This is a genomic window from Maribrevibacterium harenarium, from assembly GCF_006385675.1.
GTDB lineage: Bacteria > Pseudomonadota > Gammaproteobacteria > Pseudomonadales > Marinomonadaceae > Marinomonas > Marinomonas harenarium.
On the sequence record NZ_VFRR01000011.1, the window covers coordinates 1 to 18,227 of the forward strand.

Here is an 18,227-nt window from a genome sequence, read left to right on the forward strand (position 1 = left end):
GGGTAAGTGCCCGAGCGTAAGCTTGGAGCACTCACAGCCGGGAACACTGTTCGCCCGGCGATATGGAATATTTTTCCATACAACTAGGAACGGTATCAAGCACCTGTTGGTATCTCAATTGGCATTGCCCAATTCCCACTCCATGGCACTAATCAAGAAGATCTAGTACGCCATGCGGATCAGGCCCTGTACCAAGCCAAACACGGACTTGATGGAAAAGTCTGTTTCTATCGCAAAGCAGATTAAGGCAGATCAATTCCTACCAATCTTGTGCACGTTGAAAAGTTTAGCACGAGTCAAAAAAGAAAGGCCGCTGGAATATCCAGCGGCCTTTTTGTTTATCACTTCGCCCTATACAGAGCTAAGCCATAATGATTAGTTCTTAGTTTTGTCTACGATACGGTTCGCAGCAATCCAAGGCATCATCGCACGTAGTTTCTCACCAGTTTGTTCGATTGGGTGAGCCGCGTTGTTACGACGACGTGCAGTCATTGATGGGTAGTTAGTCGCACCTTCAGTGATGAACATCTTAGCGTATTCACCATCTTGGATACGTTTTAGCGCGTTACGCATTGCTGCACGAGACTGCTCATTGATTACCTCTGGGCCAGTTACGTATTCACCGTACTCAGCATTGTTAGAGATAGAGTAGTTCATGTTCGCGATGCCGCCTTCGTACATTAGGTCTACGATTAGTTTAAGCTCGTGTAGACACTCGAAGTACGCCATTTCTGGAGCGTAACCTGCTTCAGTAAGAGTTTCGAAGCCCATTTTAACCAGCTCAACCGCACCACCACAAAGAACTGCTTGCTCACCGAATAGGTCAGTTTCAGTTTCTTCACGGAAAGTAGTTTCGATGATACCAGAACGGCCGCCACCAACACCCATTGCGTAAGAAAGTGCAACTTCTTTAGCAGAACCAGAAACGTCACGGTAAACCGCGATTAGGTCAGGAATACCGCCACCTTTAACGAATTCAGAACGTACCGTGTGACCAGGTGCTTTTGGCGCAATCATGATTACGTCTAGGTCAGCGCGTGGCTCAACTTGGTTGTAGTGGATAGAGAAACCGTGAGCGAAGGCAAGAGTTTTACCTTGTTGAATGTTTGGCTCGATTTCTTCTTTGTATAGTTTGCCTTGGAACTCGTCTGGAGTCAGGATCATCACTACGTCAGCTTGAGCAACCGCATCAGCAACGTCAGCTACTTTAAGACCGTGAGCTTCTGCTTTAGCGCGAGAAGAAGAACCAGCACGTAGGCCTACAGTTACGTCAACACCAGAGTCTTTAAGGTTACAAGCATGAGCGTGACCTTGTGAACCGTAACCGATGATAGAAACTTTTTTGCCTTGGATGATAGAAAGATCACAATCTTTATCGTAGTAAACTTGCATGTTATTGCTCCATAAAAGGGATTTTGTTATCTGCCGATAATACGGCTTGAGGGCTAAGATAAAGCAAACATTTCATTGCGTAAAATGATATATTTGCAAAACTATATGCCACTTTTTGCAACACCCATACTTACCCACAACCATAATGGGCGATAGGTATTACCATGGACACTAAGAGTCTCAGAATCTTTTTACACTTAAGTGAATCACTGAGTTTCAGTCGCACTAGCGAAGCCTACCATATGAGCCCGTCAACCTTGAGCCGTCATATCAAACAAATGGAAGATGTGGTGGGGTATCCTTTGTTTTTGCGTGATAACCGTTCGGTGCATCTGACGCCCGAAGGGGAAAAATTCATTATTTACGCCAAAGAAAGCCTAGGGGCATGGGAGCACTTTCAGCAATCCTTAGCCAACCAGTTTCAAGAACTCGCCGGGGAGATCAGCCTCTATTGCTCGGTGACAGCAAGCTATAGTTTCTTGTACACCATTTTGAGTGAGTTTCGCGGTCGTTACCCCAAGATAGAACTCAAGGTTCATACCGGTGACCCGGTGCCCGCCATGGAGCGGGTGTTAAATCGTCTGGAAGACATCAGTATCGCAGCGCGCCCCAACCATGTTCCGACTAATCTCGCTTTCAAACGGATCGCCATTTCCCCCTTGGTGTTTATTGCGCCAAAGGATCCTCAGGCACTGCGAGCCCTCAATGCCAATGAAGTGGGTAAAGTCGATTGGGCCACCGTGCCCATGATAGTGTCGGAAGATGGCATCGCTCGGGTACGGGTAGATCAGTGGTTCAAACAACAACAGGTAAAACCCAACATTTACGCCCAAGTCTCCGGCAATGAAGCGATTGTAAGCATGGTGGCATTAGGGTTTGGCATTGGCGTGGTACCTACTTTAGTACTGGATAACAGTCCGTTAGTGGACAGCGTACAAATACTCAAAGTCAGTCCAGAGCTGGAAGCATTTGACGTGGGGCTGTTTACCCTAAAGAAGAGTCTTGCCAACCCCATCATCAAAGCCTTTTGGGATCAAATTACTGACTAACTGGCTAGGGCTAGCGCCGCGTCGGATTGTAATAATTGTCCAAGTAGCCGAATGCTATTGCGCCGTATTTCTGCGGTGCGGTCGTTAAAATTCAAGCGCATACAGTGACGATATTTGCCCGTGGCCGAGAACATCTGCCCTGAGGCCACGTAGATTCCATGACTCGCAGCCACTTGCGCCAGCTTCACGGCGTCATATTGGTGACCCAGTTCCACCCAGAGCACAAATCCGCCTTGGGGATAACTGATTAAAGTATCAACAGGGAAATATTGACGAATATCGGCGAGCAAACGATCACGCCCATTTTGATACAAGGCGCGCATCCGCCGTAAGTGCTTGTCATAACCGCCATGGCGGATGAAATTTGCCACCGCAATTTGCGGCAGAATCGGACACATGGAACTGCTAACATATTTGATATGGGTGACCGTATCCCGATAGCGCCCTGGTGCAATCCAACCTACTCGAAATCCTGGGGCGAGGGTTTTTGATACGGATGAACAGAGCAATACACGACCATCCTCATCGAACGACTTGACACTTTTCGGCCTAGGGAATTCATAGGCTAAGTCACCATAAATATCGTCTTCGATGATCGCCACATCATACTCCCGGGCAAGCTCGTACAATGCCCGTTTGCGTGGCTCTGGCATAATGTAGCCCATGGGATTATTCACCGTCGGTGTCACCAAAATCGCTTTAATTGGCCATTGGTCTAACGCCATACGCAGAGCCTCCAAACTCATCCCTTCGGTTGGATGGGTAGGAATTTCCATCGCTTTGAGTTCCGCTGCTTTAATCGCTTGCATGGAGCCGTAAAAACTGGGGGACTCTACAGCGATGATGTCGCCACTCTTCGCCACCGCACGTAAACAAACCGACAAAGCTTCCTGACAGCCGGAAGTCACAATAATATCGTCAGGATGCAGCGAACAGCCAGAAGCTGCCGCTAAGCGTACCAACTGTTCGCGCAGGCTATAATCCCCACGAATATCCCCATAGGTCATGCCATCGTAAGGACGTTGCTTGGTCAGTTCCTGCAAGCTCTTAATCAATGGCTTTAGGGTCGCTTCTCTCATTTCTGGCATAGCATGCTGGAGCTGACACACCGCATTTTCGGTACGATTGGACAGCAAATTCAACACTTCTTCCCACTGGGAAACATCCAATGGGCGTTGCGGTGGACGGGAAATATTCGGCACCCCAGATTGTTGCTTCGCCTCTGGCACAAAATAGCCCGATTTCGGGCGCGCTTCGATGAGACAGTCCATTTCCAACAAGCGGTAGGCTTCTTGTATGGTGGAGATACTTACACCATGCTCTTTGGCCAGTTGTCGAACCGACGGTAGCCGATCGCCCGCCTTATAAAACCCCAGCTCAATGTGCTCTCGCAGCCGTTGAGCTAGCTCCGCGTATAGACTCATATTTACCTCCCCAACTCCATAAATCTAGTTATAAACCATATTTTGTTATTCATTAGCATACAGATTGGGGATTTTTTCTCCATACAGGCCATTTTAACAGCCTCTGTATGGGAAAATACCAATATAGCTGGACATACAAAATAGTAGCCCTACTTCTTAATATTCGTTTAAACCCAACCAAGGAAACGCTAAAGGAGAGGAAGATGATCGTTCCAGCATTGATTAATTTTATCGCAGAGCAATGGCAACTGTGGCGTACTCGCCAGCAACTTAAACAAGCAGATAGCCGTATCCTTGAGGATGTGGGGATCAGTGAAGAACAACGTCGTCAGGAAGTTTACAAAGCCAACCTATGGCGTCTTATTTGGCAAATTACACTAGGAAGAAAATAAAAAACCGCGCCAAGCAAAGGGCGCGGTTTTTTATTTGTATGACGGTTAGTCGCAATTTCAGCCACCAATTACAGTGACTTTTTACACAACCGCTTTACAGAGACAGGGTTTTCTCACCACGGGCAATACCAGATACGCCGGTACGCACAACTTCTAGCACGTGGGTGCCACCCAACGCCAGCAAAAAGCCATCCAACTTATCAGATTCACCCACTACCTGAACAGTATAGATAGAAGGTGTCATGTCGATAATATTGCCACGGAAGATATCCACCGTACGTTTCACTTCGGCGCGCTGAGCGCCAGAGGCACGCACTTTCACTAGCATCATTTCACGCTCGATATGTTGACCTTCCGTCAGGTCGACCAATTTCACCACATCAATCAACTTGTTCAGTTGTTTAGTGATTTGCTCAACTACCTGATCAGAGCCAAAGGTTGTCAGCGTAAGGCGTGACAAAGTTGGATCATCGGTCGGTGCAACGTTCAAGGTTTCGATGTTGAAGTTACGCTGGGAAAACAAACCTACTACGCGCGACAAGGCTCCCGGTTCGTTTTCCATCAAAACTGAGATAATGTGACGCATAATTAAGTTCGCTCCGTTTTGCTCAAGAACATATCACGCATGGCACCACGAGGAACCTGCATTGGGTAAACGTGCTCTTCCGGGTCTACAAAACAGTTGATGAATACCAACTTGTCTTTCATGGCAAAGGCTTCCGCCATTTTGCTGTCGAGCTCGTCTTTAGTACGAATTTCCACGTACTCATGACGGTAGGCCTGCATCAGCATTTTGAAATCAGGCAGGGAATCCATATAAGAGTTCGAGTGACGACCCTCATAGTTCATATCTTGCCACTGACGTACCATGCCCAAATAGCCATTGTTCAAACATAGAATTTTGACTGGCAAACCGTACTGTAGGCAGGTGGATAGCTCTTGGATGTTCATTTGAATCGAGCCTTCACCGGTAACACAGACCACGGTTTCTTCCGGCATGTTCATTTTCACGCCCATAGCCGCTGGCAAACCAAAGCCCATGGTGCCCAAGCCACCGGAGTTGATCCAACGGTACGGCTTAGCAAATTTGTAGTACTGAGCAGTAAACATTTGGTGCTGACCCACGTCAGACGCCACGAATGCATCGCCATTAGTGGCGCGCCAGCAAGCTTCAACTGCTGCTTGCGGTTTGATCTTGTCACTCGTTGTGTCGTAACGGCCACCGTGTACCTTGCGCCACTCGTTGATCTGCTTCCACCAGTTACCAATCGCTTCTTTGTTAGAGCGGGCCGGTGCTTCGTCGATCACGGTTAGCATTTCCTCTAATACCTGGCGCACTGGGCCAACAATAGGCACATCTGCACGAATGGTTTTAGAGATAGAAGCTGGGTCGATATCAATATGAATGATTTTCGCACCAGGACAGAATTTGTCCGGGTCGTTGGTCACACGGTCATCAAAACGGGCGCCCACGGCCAGAATCAAGTCACTATGGTGCATCGCCATGTTGGCTTCATAGGAACCGTGCATACCCAACATGCCTACAAACTGGTCATCCGTAGCTGGGTAACCACCAAGGCCCATTAATGTATTAGTTACCGGGTAGCCAAGCTGCTGGGCCAATTTGGTCAACAAATCAGCGCCACCGCCCATGATGACACCACCACCGGCGTAGATCATTGGACGCTTAGCGGCGATTAGTAGATCTACCGCTTTTTTGATTTGACCGCTGTGGCCTTTTGCCGGTGGGTTGTAAGAGCGCAAAGATACCGACTCAGGGTATTTGTACTCGTACTTTTCATTCGGCATGGTCATGTCTTTTGGAATATCCACAACCACGGGACCTGGACGGCCTGTGCTAGCAATATGGAATGCCTTTTTCAGGATCATCGGAATATCAGCTGGGTGCTTCACGGTAAAGCTGTGCTTCACGATTGGACGAGACACACCGATCATATCGGTCTCTTGGAAGGCATCTTCACCGATTAGGTAACTCATTACCTGACCGCAGATTACCACCATAGGGATGGAATCCATAAAGGCAGTCGCAATACCTGTCACCGTGTTAGTCGCACCAGGACCAGAGGTCACAAGGACGACGCCTGGTTTCCCAGTCGCACGGGCGTAGCCGTCGGCCATGTGTGTCGCCGCTTGTTCATGGCGCACAAGTACGTGTTTGACATCATTCTGACGGTGCAGTGCATCATAAATGTGCAACGCCGCACCACCGGGATAGCCGTAAATGTATTCAACTCCCTCATCTTTGAGGAAGCGGGCGATCATTTCACCACCGGATAATAAATCCACCTTGTTACCCTCTATCGTGTTCATCTATCTGCATCATTATCGATCACCTATTGTAACCGTATTGGTTCAGCAGATTAAAGTTACTAAGTCGAAGTTTGCGAAACTTATGAGATACTTAAGTCAATGAGCACTCAAACGCAAGCATTTGCAGTTGTGACACTGTCCGCGTTTTTCGCGAGGAGTAGCGCCGAACATACATTTCATGTTTCGACACCATGTGTACGGCGACCAAATATGGTCTAAATTGAAAGGGGCTGTTGGCCACCGGGAAGAGCAATATCAGCAGGGTGTTGCTGATTTGGTTGGCATTTTCGCAAGCTAGGGCGTTGGTGTCAACGAAATAGCGCATATAGTCAAGCAGTACTTGCGGGCATGCATTAATCATGGTGATATAGCGTCTATCACGGAATAGGAGTTTACATATGGCTTCCGATAAAGAATTAAACAAACAACGTATTATTGATGAGTTTTTGCGCTGCTTCCGCAAAATGCTAATGGAGCCAGAGCTATCGGCCGAGTTAGTACGTATTGCGAAAGAACACATTAACGAACCCAACGCCTACCAACGTATCGCCGAAGAAGTTTCGTCGCAAACTACTTTGAAAATCACCGAAGACCATTCCGAAGCAGATAAGCTTTTTATCAAACTGTTAATGGATGTGGTTAAAGGCGATTCAATGCTTTACTAATTTGCCAACTCATTAAAACAGATTGGCCCGCAGCTAAACCGTGCGGGCCATAATGTTGGTTAAAACGTGCTCTCTTCTGAACTATCCTCCCCACAGGCGCTCGCCGAACTAACTACACGCATCAAATCTTGGGCGCAAGAGCTTGGTTTTAGTGATTGTCGCATTGTTGCCCCTGAGCTATCACAACACCGAGAAGAGTACGAAAACTGGCTAGCACAGGGCTATCAGGGGGAAATGGACTATCTCGCCAACCATATGCCACTGCGCTTTGACCCGGCAGCACTGCATGAAGGTACCCAGCGCCTGATCGTCGTCTCCATGCCTTACTTGCCGGAAAATGTGGCAACGGTGAAGCGTCTACAAAGTAAAGACAAAGCCTACATTGCCCGCTATGCCCTTGGGCGCGATTATCACAAAGTCATTCGTAAACGATTAACGGAATTGGGCAAACGCATCACTAATGAAGTCGCTGATCATGGCTACCGGGCCTTTGTCGATAGCGCTCCAGTACTAGAACGACACATTGCCGAACAAGCGGGTATGGGCTGGGTGGGCAAAAACACGCTACTCTTGACACCAAAAGCTGGCAGTTGGTTTCTACTTGGAGAGCTATTTACCAACCTGCCGCTCCCCGTGGACCCGCCAACCAAGCAGCGCCATTGCGGCAGTTGCCAAGCATGCATAGATAAATGCCCAACAGATGCCTTCGTCGGCCCATGGGTACTGGATGCGCGCAAATGTATTTCCTATCTAACCATAGAGTACAACGGCAGTATTCCGGTGGAATTACGCAGCAAAATGGGCAATCGCATATTTGGCTGCGACGACTGTCAGCTAGTCTGCCCCTGGACTAAGTTCGCCAACTATTCCAAGGAAGACGACTTTCAGCCACGCCATAACCTTGATGCTGCGGATCTGGTAGAGCTTATGCAGTGGGATGAAACAACATTTCTGGAAAGGACGGCAGGGTCACCAATTCGGCGTACGGGGTTTATCAACTGGCAACGTAATCTTGCTGTGGCCTTGGGGAATGCCCCTACCAGTCAAGCCGTTATCGCGGTGTTACAACAAACCTTTGCAGCAAGCCAATCAGAGTTAGTCAAAGAACATGTGATCTGGGCATTAGCACAGCATGGGGTCACATCATAAGATTTAGTCAGTTGCCGCCATAATGACTTGGTTACGCCCCTTACCTTTGGCGCTGTAGAGCGCCTCATCGGCACGACTCAACAATTCATCACCCGTTTCATCATCCCTGAGTTGCGCCACGCCGATACTGGTGGTGATATGGATATGCTGTATATCAAATGGTGTATTTGCTAGGGTTTGGCGCAGATGTTCCGCTATCTCCATGGCTTTATCTAACTCAAAGTATGGCAATAGCACGGCAAATTCTTCCCCACCCCAGCGGGCGACCATACCGTTCTCGCCAATGACTTTAGTAATGCAGGCCGCTGCATGCTTGAGCACTTTGTCACCAGTTTGGTGACCATAGCGATCATTCACTTTTTTGAAATCATCCAGATCAATCAATAAGAATCCTAGGGCGGTTCCTCGACGTCGGGAGACTTCCACATGCTCTTGAAATAGCTGATCAAAGCGCGTCCGATTATACACTTGGGTTAAAGCATCGGTATTCGCTAAACGGGACAGTTTCTGGTTAAGCTTGATTAACTCTAAATTTTGCTCCCGTAGCTCGGCGGTTTTATCTGCAACTCGCTGTTCCAACGCCTCATTATTTATCTGCAACTCGCGGCGTGACTCTGCCAACGAAGCAATAATGCGATTAATAGCAGCCAAGAGGGATTCGTATTCGAGGAAGTGTAGCCACTTTTTATTTGGATAGATTGGTTCGGGACGTTTCAAGTCTAGAAAACGCAACTCCCGATGCACTCCTCTTAGAACCCGACTCAATTCCTGATGCAGTAACCGTTTTAACAAAAGTGCAAAAACGATAAATTGCGAGGCAACAGCCACACCAATTAGGGAAAGATGCTCCATCGTGGATTTTGCATCGGTATGGAAAAAATGGGCGCACAGCCAATATACCAGCACCCCGACAGCCGCTGCAGCAGCGTAGCAAGCGAGTACCTTGAGTAATAACAAGTAGACAATACTGACGCGCTTTTTCACGATGCTTTTCCCATGCACAGTATCTTTTGTTTGGCTACAACCCACATTCTCACTTTGGCAGGCTATGAGAAGATACCTTGGCTAGCTAGACTAAAGAACAAATAAGAAACTACAACACCTAAAGTTACACTTCTGTAACAATTGGCAAGGAAAATAGCATATTTTGCAACCGAATGCCTTACAAACTTACACTTACTTACAAATGACCTTATTTAGTTTCTCTTCCCTGAACTCGAACCAGACCCTCCTGGGAAGTAGAAGCAACTAATTGACCTTGCCGATTAAAAATCTGACCTCGAACAAAACCACGGCCACCGGACGCTGAAGGGCTATCCGCAACATAGAGCAACCATTCATCTAAACGAAACGGTCGGTGAAACCAAATAGCGTGATCCAGACTGGCCACTCGTACACTCGGGTGCCCAATTGACACACCGTGGGGGTGCAACGCGGTTTCTAGAAAGCCATAATCGGTCGTATAAGCTAGCATCGAACGATGGATTGCTTCATTATCTGGCAAAGTATCGACGGCGCGAATCCACATATGACGCTTTGGAATGCTCGGGCGCGGTCGAAACGGGTTTTGGTTCTCGACAATGCGATATTCAATGGGACGCTCGGCTGTGAGCAAATCCCGAACTCGTTCTGGAATTTCCTCTGCGTGAGCGCGATACAATGCAAGCTCCGCCTCAAATGACTCCGGACCTGGCACGTTTGGCATGGCGTCTTGATGTTCTAGGCCCTCTTCAAAGCTCTGAAAAGACGCCGTCATCACCAACAAAGTTTGATCAAATTGGGAAGCGATTACCCGACGCACACTGAAGCTGCCACCATCGCGTACGTTTTCTACGCTGTAACGAATAGGGTGCTTGGCATCGCCCGGACGAACAAAGTAACAATGTAACGAGTGAGGCGTGCGATCGGTTACCGTCTGCTGTACCGCACTCAAGGCTTGGCCTACAACTTGCCCGCCAAAAACTTGGGGGAAACCTAAATCTTGACTGTGTCCAATAAATTCCAATTCAGACTGACGCTCCAGCGTCAATAAATGAACGAGATTAGCCAACACTTGGTTCATTGTTCCATCCTATGTAGATAAATGACATTACTTTGAAGGGGCACTAACCATATCATAAACACTGATGACATTCTCAGCGATGTCAATGAGCCGCTTGCTTTTATTCATCGCTGCTTTACGCAGTTGTTGGTAGGCTACTTCTTCGGACACCTTCTGGCTTACCATAATGACGCCTTTGGCACGCTCAATCACTTTGCGTTCCTCTAATGTGCGTTTGGCTTTGGCAAGTTCGTCACTGACTGCTTTGATGCGTTTCGCTTGATTATTGACCAACTCATACAGGGTGGTTGCTTTGGCGAAATTACTGATATCTTGCTCACTTTCGATAGAGAATGAAAACGTAGCACTAGGTCTTGGTGATAGAGTTTCACTATGTAAACTCAGGGATTGTAGACAGCCCATGTGGCGTTGTAATTCTTGCTGAGCGAGACGCTGCTTTTCACAACATACGGACAAGAGTTCCTCCATTACTAAGATTTCCACTTGACGCGTCGCATCAATGCGAGCAGTAGTGGTGGCAAACCAAACCTCGCTCATAGAGCTAGGTAAGGCTTCCTTTAGTAAGGCACGCTCAATGAGCACTCGGAGCCGCACAAGTTCTTGGGTGGCATTGCTGCATTCCACCTCGCGCCAAGCCTTGGCAAGCTTTACGCTAGACACGTCGGCAAAAATACCAAAGCAGCGCGCCTGATGCTCTTGGAAGGTCTGAATACGTTCTTGCTCCAAGGTAGAAAAGTGCCCCGCGGTAAAACCAATTAACCCCCAAGCTCGCTCTAATCCTGCGTATTCTTTTCCCTGTACCAGGTTAAAGAGCGCAACGAGCAACCGAGTGATATCTGGATCAGTGGACAAGTCTGCCGTTTCAAAAATGATCGCTAAGTATGACTCCATCAAACGACTGTAATAGTCAGTGTTTGCATCGACCTGGACCTCAAAGCGGTCGACCTTATCGCGGATTGCAGGCAGGGCTTCTAGAAGATGTAAGGAGCTGGCAATACGGCTATACACATTGCTAGAAAAAGAATCGCTTCGTTCAATATCAAGCGCTCTGATATGCTGAAGAAAACCCGCTAATACGGCATCTGTCTGGGTTCGTTCAGCCTGCAACTCGGACGCAAAACGCTCCCCTGACGAAACCAAGAAGCTATTTGAAAGACCGCGCTCCTTTTGTAGTTCGTGAATCAGTTCCGTTGTGGACTGCACCAATTGGCAGCTTGAGAGTAAGTAATCCAAACTACGGATTTCAGCCTTTTTTGCTGCGATCAAAAAGTGCTCGGTAGTGGTTGCTAGATCAAACATGTTAGTGGTCAAACTCTGATTGAACATTTCCCTTATTATGTCGCCTGATCGATCCCGTGACTACGAGGACGCTCCATAAAACCCAAACTAACCATAATTTAAATTTATCAACTCATCATCATTCAGCCAAAACAAGGGGAGTGCTTGAATCGATGCTAAAAACTTCATTACGCGCCGATCTCCCTGCTGTAGGAAGGACTTAAGCTGAGTTAAAGCGGCCTCAACCGGCAAGATGGCATGCAAGGGATGGGTCTTATTGTGTGCCTGAATGTAAAACGCACCAGCTGGGGAGGCTTGAGCCATTTTTAACAGTGCAGCAAACAAATCCCGTGAGATAAATGGTGTGTCACAGGGACACACTAATACGTGGGATGTCGTTGCATTTTCCAGCGCTACCAATAAGCCCGATAGGGGTCCCTGATGGGCATATTCTGGCCTATCAAACAGTAACGACACATTCTCGTAGCGTTCAGCAATCGAGCGGTAGGCTAACTCATTGCGATTAATGCTCAGCAGTGTCGTGGAGCATAGAGTGGTCATTTCACTGAGCACATAGTCTACAAATTCTCGCCCATGTAGCGTCATCAACCCTTTATCGGCTCCGCCAACGCGCCGTCCCTCACCACCAGAAAGCGCTACGCCAGTCACTTCTATAGCCATGTTTCATTGAACCCCTATCATTTCGCGAACCATAGACCCCTCTTAATTAGGCAACGCTCGCAGCCATCAAATGGGGAGCACGATGTAACCACATCTGTAACGCCTCATGTCGAGCTTCTTCATGGGTGAGCCCCACATGGATAAGACACAATACAACCGCCAAGGTCTCAATTACCGCCTGTTCACCAAAGGTATCATTACTCATTCCCAACCAGTGATCTCTGAGTCGAGAGAGATCTAAATTATCTTTTTGATGAATATGACCACTACTGGATTTGGTAAATTGACGCATACACGCCACACCGTTTTGTAAAAAGCTCACACAAACATCGCGCTCTGGGTTTACTTCTGCTTCGCCATTACCACCACGAAACACCGCCATGGAGTGATCGCCAAGAAGCTTCGCTGCCTCAAGGTGCAAAGTGTCATAACCAGAGTGAAAAACGCCATGTACCGAATGGGTTGCACCGAGTGGATTACATATACGCACGACCGTATTCACCGGCGAGCGTAGCCCCAGGGTATCTTTTAACGCCATTTGCTCGGCCAATTCAGGCGAATACGCCGCCAGAGGCAAATAGACAATATTCTCAGTGGATAGTGTTTTATACGCCTGTGTACGAGATTGTGCCACAGGGATGCCCAGCAACCCCACTACGTCTTCAACAAAAATTCGCTCTTCATTGTTAAAGCGGTAACCATGCATCACCACCTTGAAGCCGGCTTGTGCTAATGTCATCGCTGACAGTACAAACCAAGGCAATTCTGAGCGTTTCCCGGCGTAAGCTGGCCAATCGATATCAGGGCGCTGGCCTTTAGCAGGCTCTTCATGATTGCTGTCATCAGCAAACGTCACCCCAAGGTGTTCACGCGCAGCGCGGGTAAAGCCGACGGTTTCCTCGACGGTTTCTTCACGCATACGAATTAACATCCAAAAAGCCCCCACCTGCTCAGGTTGCACGTCGCCAGTAAGAATGCAGTTCATCGCCTCGTAGGCTTGTTGCTCCGACAAGGTTTTAGCACCACGCTTACCGCGGCCAAGCTGCTGTACAAATTGAGTAAAATGACGTCCACGCATTAGACCGCCTCCACTGATGTTAAAAATCGTTTTAATTCTGGGATACAAGAGCCACAGTTGGTGCCGCAGGACAAGGCTTCACCAAGCGCTTCAACTGAATCACATCCTGCTTCAATCGCGTCTTGAATCGAAACACTGCCAGTTTGGAAACAGGAGCAAATAACGTCCCCTTTGTCGACAACATCTACCGGTGAACCAGCTAGCACACCCATACGAGCTAATGGCTCTTGGATGGATTGACCTATACGTTCCATCACCCAGTTTTTGGAATTTAAATCAGGCGTTGTCGAGAAATAGGCTACCAGTCTGAGTTCACCCGCCTCATAGTAGGCAAAACGCTGATCCCCATTAATTGGGTTAGTGTACTCTAACCACTCGCCTGTTCCCCTACCGTTCACACCGACCAATTGCAGGCAAAGAGACGACAAGGAAACCGTATCAAATAGTGCGACTTCGTAGCGTTCACCGCCTTCAGAACCAACACGACACCAATGGTCAAATAGATCAGTACGCAGTGAGTCGCCGGATAACACTGTACCGTAGTAGGCCACTTTTTGTGGTTCGATGGCTACACTGGCATGTTTAGATTCAGGCTGCCCAGATAGCGCATCCACCACTTGTGGAATTAGGCGAGACACCACGCTGTGGTTGGTATTTTGATCGTTCCAATGTATTGGGACGAAAAGATTTCCCGGCGTTTGGTCTGCGGTAATTTTCGCTGGCAAACAGGCTTGTCCAACTGGGGATTTGAGTCGGAGTAACTGCCCTTCTTGAATTTTTAGAGCATTCGCATCCGCCGGAGAAATCGCCACATAGGGACGATCCGTATGCTGGTTCAAAATGGGGGCACGCCCAGTGCGGGTCATGGTGTGCCATTGGTCACGCACACGGCCTGTATTGAGCACAAAGGGGAAATCGCTACTGGTAGAGATAAATGGTATTTTCGGTAGAATCGGCAAACAGCGTGCTTTTTGATCGGGGGTGAAAAATTTCCCATCCACAAACATCCGCTTGGTGCCATAGGGCTGATCTTGTGTTACCGGCCACTGGATCGGGCTTAGCTGATCGTACTCTTGGCGCGTAAGTTGACTCATCATGCCGATGTTAAAGTCTCGCTGACCATTGTTTTCAAATGCCGATAAGGCGGCGTGCTCAACAAAAATCTCGTGGGGATGTTCATAGCTAAAGGCCTTTTGAAAACCTAGGCGTTTTGCCACTTCACAAATTGCCCACCAATCATGGCGCACTTCGCCCGGCGGCGGCAGAATACCACGCTGACGAGAGATACAACGCTCGGAATTGGTGACCGTACCATCTTTCTCTGACCATGTGGTGGCAGGTAACAGCACATCTGCTAGGGTCGCGGTATCAGTGCCGGCGTAGCAATCGCTGACAATGACAAGCTCACATTTTTTTAATGCTCGACGCACTTGATGACTGTCCGGCAAACTCACGAGAGGATTCGTCGCCATAATCCACAGCACTTTGATTTGTCCCGCCTCGACCGCTTGGAACATATCCACGGCTTTTAAGCCATTTTCGGTCGCCATCGCTGGCGCTTGCCAAAAACGCTGCACTGTCTCAATCGCACCGGGCGTTGCAAAATCCATATGGGCTGCAAGTTGGTTAGCTAAGCCGCCAACCTCACGTCCGCCCATGGCGTTTGGCTGCCCCGTGATGGAGAATGGTCCCGCACCTTCTTTGCCGATGCGGCCAGTCACTAGGTGACAATTTATGATGGCGTTGCCTTTGTCGACCCCGCTAGAAGATTGGTTCACCCCTTGAGAATAGAAAGTCAACGTTTTCTCGCATGACAACCAAGTCGCCACAAGCTGGTCAAGCTGAGCTTGAGACAATCCTGTCGCCAAAAGGGTTTGGCATTGACTACTGCTGATTCGTGCCGCTTCAAGGGCAGACTCAACGCCGTTCACATGGGCGTTAATGTAGTCCCGATCAAGCTTGTCGGCACGCTCAGTTTGCCAAAGTAGATAGTTAAACACATGGGCATCAGAGCCAGGTTTTATCGCTAGATGCAAATCCGCTAGGTCACAAGTTGCTGTTTTACGCGGGTCAATCACGATGACTTTCAATTCAGGGCGACGCTGTTTTGCCGCTGCAATACGCTGATACACAATCGGATGGGTCCACGCCGCATTCCACCCCACCATAATGATGCACTCGGCGTGATCAATATCGTCATAACTACAGGGTACGGTATCACTGCCAAAGGCACGTTTTTGCGCGACCACCGCAGACGCCATACACAGTCGGGAATTGGTATCCACATTCGCAGTGCCTAGAAAACCTTTGGCGAGTTTGTTGGCGACGTAATAGTCTTCCGTCAGCATCTGTCCTGACAAATAGAAACCCAAACCGCCGGGGCCCTCATTTTCAATCGTGGTGCGAATTTTGTCGGCGATTAACGTCAATGCCTCATCCCAAGTGGCTTTAGCACCATAAATAGTCGGTTCGAGCAAACGCCCCTCTCTACCCAGAGTCGCGGCCAGACTGCTACCTTTTACACACAAACGTCCAAAATTGGCGGGGTGGTCTTTATCTCCCTTTACAGAGCTAAAGCTCGTGTGATCATCATTTTGAGTCACTTCTACTCCACATCCAACACCACAATAAGGGCAGGTCGTTTTGTAAGTTGTATTTCTCACAGGAATGCTTCCTCTTCTAAAACGCAAAGAGGCCCAATGTCCTTCGGTTACACCGAAAACATTGGGCCTCTTTGCCACTCCCATCTTTAACAGTTCGATGGGGTTAAATTGTTATCGTACTGTAAGCAATATCCACGCCAACGACGCTTTTTGAGAAGATAACCTCGGCACTATACGGCACCACAGTAAAATACCTCGATGAAAACTGACGCCCCTCCGCTAACGCAAAAATCAAAATGCAACGTTACGATGCACGATGGCTTTAGCAACGCACCAAAAACCAACATTTTTAATCCCGCATCATAATTATCAGGTTGAAGATGGCATTATGGAAAAGCCAAAGACATAAAAAATTCTTATTTTTCAAACAGATAAAAAAATAGGCACGCTCTATGCTTAGGACTATCCATAGCAACATTTCACCTAATCCCATGATGCGGACAGGTGTCAGATAGCACCGGGACACCTTTTTTGAGGTGATCCAACGGCTTGATGCGATGACGTATCAGGTTTACGAGCAACGACGCTCGATGTGGCTCCACTTAATCAGTGAAGCGACATCGAGCGTTTTTTTTTGCCTTATCTACCAATTACAACATCACAATTTAACGGGGAACAGCAATGAAGAAACTAGGAATCAAGACCGCAACACCATCATTTAGCCTTGGCAAATTGGCTGCTGCCTGTTTGGTAGCCGTTGCTTGTCAAGCACAGGCAGAGATAGGTTGGCCAGAAAAGGAAGACCTAAAGTTCGGCTTTATTAAGCTAACCGATATGGCGCCTTTGGCTGTGGCTTATGAAAAAGGCTACTTCGAAGACGAAGGTCTTTATGTGACTCTTGAGGCACAAGCGAACTGGAAAGTGCTACTAGACCGTGTCATAGATGGTCAATTGGATGGTGCCCACATGCTGGCAGGTCAACCTCTAGGCGCCACCATCGGTTTCGGTACACAAGCTCACATCATTACCGCATTCAGCATGGACTTAAACGGTAACGGCATCACGGTTTCCAACGACGTTTGGGAACAAATGAAAGAATACATTCCTAAAGGTGCAGACGGTAAACCGGTTCATCCAATCAAAGCTGACGCACTAAAACCTGTTGTTGAAAAATTCAAGGCCGAAGGTAAGCCATTCAACATGGGGATGGTATTCCCTGTTTCCACACACAACTACGAGCTTCGTTACTGGCTAGCGGCGGGCGGTATCCACCCCGGTTTCTACGCACCAGCGAAAGGCGACATCAGCGGCCAAATTAACGCCGACGCTCTACTATCTGTGACCCCACCACCACAAATGCCAGCGACACTTGAAGCCGGCACCATCCACGGTTACTGCGTGGGCGAGCCATGGAACCAACAAGCCGTATTCAAAGGCATTGGTGTTCCAGTTATCACCGACTACGAAATCTGGAAAAACAACCCAGAGAAAGTATTCGGCGTAAGCAACGAGTGGGCTGAACAATACCCGAACACTCACCTACGCGTCGTGAAAGCCATGATCCGTGCGGCGAAATGGCTAGACGACAACAACAACGCGAACCGTCCAGAAGCAGTAGAAATTTTGTCTCGTAGCCAATACGTGGGCGCGGACTACGACGTTATAGCCAACAGTATGACCGGCACCTTCGAATACGAAAAAGGCGACGTGCGTGAAGTACCAGATTTCAACGTGTTCTTCCGTCACAACGCTACCTACCCGTACTACAGCGATGCAATTTGGTACCTGACGCAAATGCGTCGTTGGGGACAAATTGCTGAGCCGAAAGCCGACTCATGGTACATGGACATCGCTAAGAAAGTTTACCGCCCAGACATCTACGCAATTGCGGCACAAGACCTCATCGACGAAGGCGTGATGGATGCGAAAGACTTCCCTGACTTCAAAACGGAAACCGGCTTCAAGCCTGCTCAGACTGGCTTTATCGATGGCATAACCTACGACGGCCGTTATCCAAACAGCTACCTTGAGAGCTTCAAAATCGGTCTAAAAGAAGGCGATACTCTGTAATTTGAACTGGTCGGAAACGACTCTCGGACCCTTCCACTGCACAGGGATGTGCA

At 48.4% G+C, this 18,227-nt stretch carries 16 protein-coding genes; 6 read left to right on the plus strand and 10 right to left on the minus strand.

Annotated features, from left to right (window positions below):
* The first annotated feature begins 111 nt into the window (after window positions 1-111).
* Window positions 112-246 carry a diguanylate cyclase domain-containing protein gene (locus FJM67_RS07110; protein ID WP_268888265.1) on the plus strand — a complete coding sequence of 45 codons (135 nt, stop codon included), beginning with the start codon at window positions 112-114 and terminating at the stop codon, window positions 244-246.
* Window positions 247-375: 129 nt separating this feature from the next.
* Here FJM67_RS07110 and ilvC read toward each other — a convergent pair whose 3' ends face one another.
* Window positions 376-1,422 carry a ketol-acid reductoisomerase gene (gene ilvC / locus FJM67_RS07115; protein ID WP_328591927.1) on the minus strand — a complete coding sequence of 349 codons (1,047 nt, stop codon included), beginning with the start codon at window positions 1,420-1,422 and terminating at the stop codon, window positions 376-378.
* Window positions 1,423-1,556: 134 nt separating this feature from the next.
* Here ilvC and ilvY point away from each other — a divergent pair, with 134 nt between their 5' ends.
* Window positions 1,557-2,441: an HTH-type transcriptional activator IlvY gene (gene ilvY, locus FJM67_RS07120; protein WP_140588100.1), complete on the plus strand. Its 885-nt coding sequence runs from the start codon at window positions 1,557-1,559 to the stop codon at window positions 2,439-2,441.
* Here ilvY and FJM67_RS07125 read toward each other — a convergent pair.
* Window positions 2,438-3,865, minus strand: coding sequence for an aminotransferase-like domain-containing protein (locus FJM67_RS07125; protein WP_140588101.1), 1,428 nt, complete (start codon window positions 3,863-3,865; stop codon window positions 2,438-2,440). The genes ilvY and FJM67_RS07125 overlap by 4 nt on opposite strands.
* Window positions 3,866-4,068: 203 nt before the next feature.
* On the opposite strand from FJM67_RS07125, the gene FJM67_RS07130 reads away from it, so the two are divergent.
* Complete coding sequence (locus tag FJM67_RS07130) at window positions 4,069-4,257, plus strand: DUF1127 domain-containing protein (RefSeq protein WP_140588102.1); 189 nt, start codon at window positions 4,069-4,071, stop codon at window positions 4,255-4,257.
* Window positions 4,258-4,351: 94 nt separating this feature from the next.
* Here FJM67_RS07130 and ilvN read toward each other — a convergent pair whose 3' ends face one another.
* On the minus strand, window positions 4,352-4,843 hold the full coding sequence (ilvN, locus tag FJM67_RS07135) for an acetolactate synthase small subunit (protein WP_140588103.1): 492 nt from the start codon (window positions 4,841-4,843) through the stop codon (window positions 4,352-4,354).
* Window positions 4,844-4,845: 2 nt separating this feature from the next.
* Window positions 4,846-6,564, minus strand: coding sequence for an acetolactate synthase 3 large subunit (locus tag FJM67_RS07140; protein ID WP_140588191.1), 1,719 nt, complete (start codon window positions 6,562-6,564; stop codon window positions 4,846-4,848).
* Between the two features lie 422 nt (window positions 6,565-6,986).
* Between FJM67_RS07140 and FJM67_RS07145 the strand changes: the two genes are divergently transcribed.
* On the plus strand, window positions 6,987-7,253 hold the full coding sequence (locus tag FJM67_RS07145) for a hypothetical protein (protein WP_140588104.1): 267 nt from the start codon (window positions 6,987-6,989) through the stop codon (window positions 7,251-7,253).
* A gap of 66 nt (window positions 7,254-7,319) precedes the next feature.
* Window positions 7,320-8,402 (plus strand): tRNA epoxyqueuosine(34) reductase QueG, encoded by a 1,083-nt coding sequence (queG, locus tag FJM67_RS07150; protein ID WP_140588105.1) that lies wholly within the window; start codon window positions 7,320-7,322, stop codon window positions 8,400-8,402.
* Window positions 8,403-8,405: 3 nt separating this feature from the next.
* Here queG and FJM67_RS07155 read toward each other — a convergent pair whose 3' ends face one another.
* From FJM67_RS07155 to FJM67_RS07180, 6 genes are all read right to left on the minus strand, one after another.
* On the minus strand, window positions 8,406-9,386 hold the full coding sequence (locus FJM67_RS07155; RefSeq protein WP_140588106.1) for a GGDEF domain-containing protein: 981 nt from the start codon (window positions 9,384-9,386) through the stop codon (window positions 8,406-8,408).
* A gap of 208 nt (window positions 9,387-9,594) precedes the next feature.
* Window positions 9,595-10,464: an acyl-CoA thioesterase gene (locus FJM67_RS07160; protein ID WP_140588107.1), complete on the minus strand. Its 870-nt coding sequence runs from the start codon at window positions 10,462-10,464 to the stop codon at window positions 9,595-9,597.
* A 27-nt stretch (window positions 10,465-10,491) separates the two neighbouring features.
* Window positions 10,492-11,763, minus strand: coding sequence for a nitrate regulatory protein (locus FJM67_RS07165; protein WP_181161445.1), 1,272 nt, complete (start codon window positions 11,761-11,763; stop codon window positions 10,492-10,494).
* An 87-nt stretch (window positions 11,764-11,850) separates the two neighbouring features.
* On the minus strand, window positions 11,851-12,423 hold the full coding sequence (gene mobA, locus FJM67_RS07170) for a molybdenum cofactor guanylyltransferase (RefSeq protein WP_140588109.1): 573 nt from the start codon (window positions 12,421-12,423) through the stop codon (window positions 11,851-11,853).
* Between the two features lie 46 nt (window positions 12,424-12,469).
* Window positions 12,470-13,501, minus strand: a complete 1,032-nt coding sequence (locus tag FJM67_RS07175; RefSeq protein ID WP_140588110.1) for a glycosyl transferase family protein — start codon at window positions 13,499-13,501, stop codon at window positions 12,470-12,472.
* The gene (locus FJM67_RS07180) at window positions 13,501-16,164 is read right to left on the minus strand and encodes a nitrate reductase (protein ID WP_268888263.1); all 2,664 of its coding nucleotides are present in this window, start codon (window positions 16,162-16,164) and stop codon (window positions 13,501-13,503) included. Before FJM67_RS07180 ends, FJM67_RS07175 begins: the two co-directional genes overlap by 1 nt.
* Before the next feature lie 621 nt (window positions 16,165-16,785).
* Between FJM67_RS07180 and FJM67_RS07185 the strand changes: the two genes are divergently transcribed.
* Window positions 16,786-18,174, plus strand: coding sequence for a CmpA/NrtA family ABC transporter substrate-binding protein (locus FJM67_RS07185; protein ID WP_140588112.1), 1,389 nt, complete (start codon window positions 16,786-16,788; stop codon window positions 18,172-18,174).
* The last annotated feature ends 53 nt before the right edge of the window (window positions 18,175-18,227 follow it).